This window comes from Streptomyces sp. SID1328 (assembly GCF_009865595.1).
Classification (GTDB): Bacteria; Actinomycetota; Actinomycetes; order Streptomycetales; family Streptomycetaceae; genus Streptomyces; species Streptomyces griseoluteus.
Map to the genome: position 1 here is coordinate 1 of NZ_WWKH01000205.1, position 6464 is coordinate 6464.

The window sequence follows — 6464 nt, forward strand, 5'->3', positions numbered from 1 at the left end:
GTGCCGGACGGCGCCGCGCCGACCGCGACGGCGGCCGCCGCGGCGGTCACCGCCACCGCTGCCGCGGGCAGCGCCCACGAACTGCGCTGAGCGGCCGTCGAGCGGTGGTGAACGGACGGTGCAGGAACTGACATTCCGCGGTCCCTCGGTCTGCGAGCAGAAGAATCGGCGACCGAACGCCTCGATCGCGGGTCCGGAAGCGGCCGCCTCGGAGGAAGGCGATCTTCCAGTCCGGTTACGCCCACATGCTAGTCACACCGGAGTGCGCCAAGTTCCGAATGGCCCCTCCTGACCCCCCGGACCTGAAGTCGTCGTGAAGCAACCATTGCGACGAGGGGGCGTGATAGAGGACCCACCAGGCCGCGCCGCTGCTGCCAGGCCCGGAAACACCCCATGCGCCCCCGATGCACCGCCCCCGAGGTAGCGGCCGCAAACCCCGAGGAAGCCGTCAACCCCTCCGGGAGGGACCCCATTCCAGCCAACCGAGCGCGCTCACCGGAAGAGGGTGATGACACCGATCAACCAGATGGCCAGAAATGCGATGGCCAGTACCAGACATCCGTACCCGAGGGTGTCTCTCATGGCATGAACCGATGATCGGCCGCGAAGTGGGCGGAGACGAACGGGTTTTCACCCGGACGGGGAATGTCGTCGCCAGGAGAGCGTGGGTAACGGGAGGTAGTGTCCGCTGCATTGCCCAATTTCGGGACATTCAAGAGAATTTCCTATAAGGGGCGCAGAATGAGTAGTGCGGACGACCGCTTCATGGTGACGACCGGGATCGCCCGGCTGTGCGCGGTGCCCGGTCTCGCCGGGCCGGGCCGGCTCGGACTGGTGACGAACCACACCTGCGTGCTGCCCGACCTGACCGCGACGGCACCCGCGTTGATGCAGGCGGGCGTGAACCTGGCCGCGCTGTTCGGCCCGGAGCACGGGCTGTACGGCACCGCCCAGGCGGGGGGCAGCGAGCCGGACGATGCCGACCCGGCCACCGGGCTGCCGATCTACGACACGTACGGCCGCGAGGGCGATCGGCTCGACAAGGTGCTGATCAACAGCGGCGTGGACGCGCTGGTGTACGACCTCCAGGACGTCGGGGCGCGTTTCTACACCTATGTGTGGACGATGTTCGACCTGATGGTCTCCGCCGCGCGCACCGGCGTGCGGTTCGTGGTGGCCGACCGGCCCAACCCCCTCGGCGGGCTCGTCAGCGAGGGCCCGGTGCTCGATCCGGCGTTCGCGAGCTTCGTCGGCCGGGCGCCGGTGCCGATCCGGCACGGGCTGACCTGCGGGGAGCTCGCCTGGTGTCTCAACAGGTCGGCCGTGGCCGAAGTAGCCGGGCGACAGGCCGACTTGACCGTGATCAAGGCGACAGGCTGGCAGCGGCAGATGGACGCGGAGGCCACCGGCCTCCCCTGGATCGCGCCCTCGCCCAACATGCCGACCTACGCCACGGCCGTCGTCTATCCCGGCACCTGCCTCTTCGAGGGCACCAACGTCTCCGAGGGCCGGGGCACCACCCAGCCCTTCGAGACCGTCGGCGCCCCGTACATCGACGCCCGCTTCGTCCCCGCGCTCGCCGAACTCGACCTGCCCGGCGTGCACTTCAGGGAGGTCCGCTACGTACCGACCTTCGACAAGCACGCCGGCCGCCCCGTGCGCGGGGTCCACCTCCACGTCACGGACCGCGAGGCGTTCGCCCCCGTACGCACCGCCGTCGCCATGCTCGGCACGCTGCGGCGGCTGTACCCGGACGACTTCGCCTGGTCCGGCGACTTCATCGACCGCCTCTGGGGCTCCGACCAACTGCGGCGGACGGTCGACGCGGGCGAGGACCCGCTGCCGCTGTGCGAACCGCCCGCGCCGCCCGGCCGGTGGGCCGGGGAGGACGTACTGCTCTACCCCTGAGACGGAAGGACGTCGATGACCGATCCCACGACGAGGGCCCGGACCCTGATCCGCGGGTTCCGGCCGGGTGACGGTCCGCCGCTGGTGGCGGCGTGGTGCCGGAGCGCGCCCGCCGACCCCGTCACCGCGGACCGCTTCCGCTCCCTGGTGCTGCTCGACGCCAACTTCGACCCGGCCGGCCTCCGGGTCGCCGTGGAGGACGGCAGACTCGTCGGCGCGGCCTATGCCGTACGCCGGCTGACCCCGATGACCGGCACCGACCTGGAACCGGAACAGGGCTGGCTCCCCTTCTTCTTCGTCGACCCGGCCGCCCGCGGACGCGGCGTGGGCCGGGAACTGCTGACCGACGCCCTGGACTGGCTGCTCGCCCACGGCCGCACCCGCGTCGACTTCGCCCCGTACACCCCGAACTACTTCCTCCCCGGCCTGGACGCCGGGACGTACCCGGAGGCGGCCGCCCTGCTGGAGTCCCTGCGCTTCCGCACCGTGGACGAGGCGGTGGCCATGCACCGCTCACTGACCGACTACGCCCTCCCCGCCGAGGTCGGCCGCCGGGCCGCCGAACTGGCCGCGCTGGGTTACGCGTTCGGCACCCCCACCGACGACGACCTGCCCGCACTTCTCGCCCTCGCCGCCGTCCACTTCGTCCCGGACTGGGCGCGCGCGATCCGGGAGTGCCTGCTGAACGGCGCCCCGCTGGAGCGGATCGTGGTCGCACGGGACCCTTCGGGCCGGCTGGTGGGCTGGGCGATGCACGGCACGTACGAGTCGGCGATCGAGCGGTTCGGCCCGTTCGGGGTGCTGGACGAGATGCGCGGAACCGGGCTGGGCAACGTGCTGCTGCACCTGGTCCTGGAGCGGATGCGGGCGCTGGGCGCGGGGTCGGCGTGGTTCCTGTGGACCGATCACCAGTCCGCGGCGGCCCGTCTGTACCGCCGGGCCGGGTTCGGGACCACGCGGGTGTTCCGGGTCCTGCGCCGGGAGGCGGTCCGGTGACCGGAGCCCCCCACGGGCTGAGCCGCCGCCGTTTCACGCTCGCCGCAACCCTGCTCGCGGCGGGCTGCGCCGCGCCGCGCCAGGGCACCGGACGGCCCGGCGACCCGCTCGTGCTCACCCTGCTCTCCCACTACGCGAGCGGTGAGCTGAAGGCGGCCCTCCAGGGGCCGGTGGACGAGTGGAACGCCACGCACGACCGGGTCAAGGTGCGCACCAAGGCGGTGGAGTTCAACGACCTGCTGACCACGTTCATGGTCCGGCAGGCGGCCGGACAGGGCGCCGACATCCTCCAGCCGTACTGCCTGTGGAACGGCCAGCTCGTCCGCGCCGGTGTCCTGCGCCCCGCCCCGCCCGAGGACGCGGCGGAGATCACCCGCGGCTACGGCCCGGCGGCGGTCGGCTCGGCATCCGTCGGCGGCAAGGTCTACGGCTACCCCACCGAGGCGCAGACGTACGCCCTCTACTACAACAAGCGCCTGCTCCGGGAATCCGGCGTCACCCACCCCCCACGCACCTGGCGGGAGCTGGAGGACACCGCGTACCGCACCACCCGGCGCGACCGGTACGGCAACACCCTGGTCCAGGGCTTCGGCCTCTCCACCTACGACGACTCCACCACCGTCGGCCAGACCCTCGCCCTGCTCAACGCGGCCGGGGGCACCTTCGTGTCCGGGGACGGCAGGCGCACCGCCATCGACTCACCGGCCGGGCGGGCCGTGCTGGACCTGGAGCACCGTCTGGTCAGCAGGGGGGCGAGCGAGCCCGGTGTCAACGTCTACAAGGCGTTCCGGTCCGGGCAGGTGGCGATGGTGATCAGCGCCGGATGGTGGACCGGCAGTCTGAAGTCCCAGATGGGCGACGCCTATCGGGACGTGGCCGTGGCTCCGGTGCCCGTGCCGGAGCCGGGCGACAAGCCCGCCACCCTCGCCACCGGGTTCATGCTGGGCGTCAACGCCTCCAGTCAGCACCCGCGTGAGGCATGGGAGTTCCTGCGCTGGCTCAACACCGACCGGGTGGGCGTCGGCAAGGGCGCGACGGTGACTCGCATGAGCGCCCTCCAGGTGTCGGTGGGCTCGCTGACCGGCCGCGCCGACGACATGCGGACGCTGCTCGGCAAGGGCGGCGACCCCAACCTCCGCCCGTTCCTGGACGCGTTGGGGTACGCGGTGCCGGAGCCGAACGTGCCGGGCGCGCAGCAGGCGAAGTCGCTGCTGCGGAAGAACGTCGAGGCGCTGTGGACCGGTCAGCAGTCGGTGGACGAGTCGCTGCGGACCATCCGCCGCCAGGTCGACCAGGAGGTGTCGCGCTCATGGTGAACGCCCTGACCCCGGAGACGACCGCGCGGCCCTCGCGCCCGCGCCCCGCAGGCCCGGCCCCGACGGCCGTGGAACCCCGTGTGCGGGCCCGGCGCCATCAGGCGGTCGTCGCCTATCTGTTCCTGGCGCCGGTGCTGCTGTTCTTCGCCGTCTTCCTGATCCTGCCGCTCGGCTTCGCGCTGCTGCTGTCGATGTCCCGCTGGGCCGGGTTCGCCCTGGGCGACATCCAGCCGGCCGGCCTGGACAACTTCACGAGCCTGTTCGCCGACGGCTCGACGTTCCTGACCCCGGTCCTCACCAACACCCTGGTGTTCGCGCTGGGCACGGTGGCCCTGGCGCTGGCGGGCTCGGTGCTGGTGGCCACCTGCGTCGACAACCTGCGCTTCCAGGGGCTCTGGCGCACCCTGTACCTGCTGCCGATCGTGACGACGGTGGTCGCCGTGGGCAATGTGTGGAAGTACATGTACGAGCCGGGCGGCCTGGTCAACGGCGCCCTGAACGCCGTCGGGCTCGACTCGGTGGCGTTCCTCCAGGACCCGGACACCGCGCTGCCCGCGGTGGTGGTCGTGCAGGCGTGGGCGTCGGTCGGCACGGCGATCCTCATCCTGACCGCCGGGCTGAAGTCCGTCCCGGAGTCGTACTACGAGGCGGCCGCGCTGGACGGCGCCGGTCCGGTGACGGTCTTCTGGCGGATCACCCTGCCGCTGCTCCGGCCGGCGCTGCTGTTCGTGTGCGTCACGCAGTTCATCACCGGGCTCCAGTCCTTCGCGCTGATCATCGTGATGACCAAGGGCGGTCCCGGTGACGCGACCGACGTGGCGGCGCTGGAGATGTACCGGCAGGCGTTCTCCTACGGTGACTGGGGCACCGCCAGTGCCGCCGCCTTCGTGCTGTTCGTGGTGATCCTGCTGGTCACCCTGGCGCAGTTGTGGATCTTCCGGCGCAAGGGGGAGGACGCGTGATCCGCCGCCGTTTCCCGTGGCTGTCGTATCTGCTGGTCGTGACGGGCGCCGTGCTCACGGTGATGCCGTTCCTGGACATGGTGATGACCTCGTTCAAGGGACCGGGCGAGTCGGGCACGCTGCCGTACCGGTTCCTGCCCGAGGCGTTCGACCTGTCCAACTACAGGGCGGCGGTCGACCAGCTCGATCTGCCGGTGCTGTTCCGCAACAGCGTCGTCGCCACGACGTTGATCAACGCGTCGGTGCTGCTGACGTCCTCGCTCGCGGGCTACGCGCTGGCCAAACTCCGTTTCCCCGGGCGGGACTTCATCTTCCGGCTGGTGCTGTCGACGATGATGTTCCCGCCGTTCCTCTTCTTCATCCCGCACTTCCTGATCCTGGTGCACTGGCCGCTGGCGGGCGGCAACGACCTGCTGGGGCGGGGCGGTGCGGGGCTGACCGTGAGCATCGTGGCGCTGGCGATGCCGTTCCTGGTCAACGGCTTCGGGATCTTCCTGATGCGCCAGTTCATGGTCTCGATCCCGGACGAGGTGCTGGAGGCCGCGCGGATCGACGGCGCCGGGGAGTTCGCGGTGTGGTGGCGGATCGTGGTGCCGCAGACCAAGCCGGTCATGGTGACGCTGGGGCTGCTGACGTTCGTGGACGCGTGGAACGAGTACATCTGGGCGCTGCTGGTGTCGACCGCCAACCCGGACGTGATGACGCTGCCGGTCGGCATCCAGATGCTCCAGGACTACGTCGACCCGACGCGCACGATGCCGGTGGTGATGGCGGGCCTGGTGCTGAGCATCCTGCCGGTCCTGGTGCTCTTCCTGCTCCTCCAGCGGCACTACGTACGCGGGATCATGCTCAGCGGCCTGAAGTGAGCGGCTCTCACAGGTCGATCATCCTGACCAGGAAGTAGCCGGCGACGAGCACGCAGCCGAGGACGATCAGGGCCAGCCAGAGCCGGGGGTGCTCGAAGGGACCGCCGTCCGGCCGCTCGGGGTGGGCCTCGGCGGTCGATCCCTCGACGGGCGGGGTCTCACCGGGCGGCGGCAGTGAGTCGGTCATGATCCACCTCCTGGCATCGGATGACATATGGAGTACTTCGGTCCGGGGACGCTGCCCGGATGCGGCTGCCCCCCGTCTCAGGATGCGCCGGTGCCGAGCCCGCCGCCGCTCAGGAGCAGCGCCACGTCCAGCACCGCCACGGCGACCGCCGCCGCGAACGCCGCCCGTTCCCGGCGGCGGCCCAGCACCGTCCCGGCCACCGCGATCAGCCCGGCCCCGGCCAGCGCGG

Annotated in this window: 6 protein-coding genes; 5 read left to right on the plus strand and 1 reads right to left on the minus strand. The window is 71.2% G+C overall.

The features are described from left to right. Window positions 1-741: 741 nt before the first annotated feature. Genes GT030_RS06075 through GT030_RS06095 form a run of 5 tightly spaced genes read left to right on the plus strand, consistent with a single transcriptional unit; the run spans window position 742 to window position 6048 of the window. Complete coding sequence (locus GT030_RS06075) at window positions 742-1908, plus strand: DUF1343 domain-containing protein (RefSeq protein WP_161200194.1); 1167 nt, start codon at window positions 742-744, stop codon at window positions 1906-1908. 15 nt (window positions 1909-1923) lie between these two features. Further along, a complete protein-coding gene (locus GT030_RS06080; protein WP_161200195.1) occupies window positions 1924-2904 on the plus strand; it encodes a GNAT family N-acetyltransferase in 981 nt (326 codons plus the stop codon). After that, window positions 2901-4220 (plus strand): ABC transporter substrate-binding protein, encoded by a 1320-nt coding sequence (locus GT030_RS06085; RefSeq protein ID WP_346009577.1) that lies wholly within the window; start codon window positions 2901-2903, stop codon window positions 4218-4220. The genes GT030_RS06080 and GT030_RS06085 overlap by 4 nt, the downstream gene beginning before the upstream one ends. After that, window positions 4214-5182: a sugar ABC transporter permease gene (locus tag GT030_RS06090; RefSeq protein WP_161200196.1), complete on the plus strand. Its 969-nt coding sequence runs from the start codon at window positions 4214-4216 to the stop codon at window positions 5180-5182. The genes GT030_RS06085 and GT030_RS06090 overlap by 7 nt, the downstream gene beginning before the upstream one ends. Next, window positions 5179-6048 carry a carbohydrate ABC transporter permease gene (locus GT030_RS06095; protein ID WP_161200197.1) on the plus strand — a complete coding sequence of 290 codons (870 nt, stop codon included), beginning with the start codon at window positions 5179-5181 and terminating at the stop codon, window positions 6046-6048. Before GT030_RS06090 ends, GT030_RS06095 begins: the two co-directional genes overlap by 4 nt. 7 nt (window positions 6049-6055) lie before the next feature. Here GT030_RS06095 and GT030_RS06100 read toward each other — a convergent pair whose 3' ends face one another. After that, window positions 6056-6235 (minus strand): DUF6480 family protein, encoded by a 180-nt coding sequence (locus GT030_RS06100; protein ID WP_161200198.1) that lies wholly within the window; start codon window positions 6233-6235, stop codon window positions 6056-6058. Between the last annotated feature and the right edge of the window lie 229 nt (window positions 6236-6464).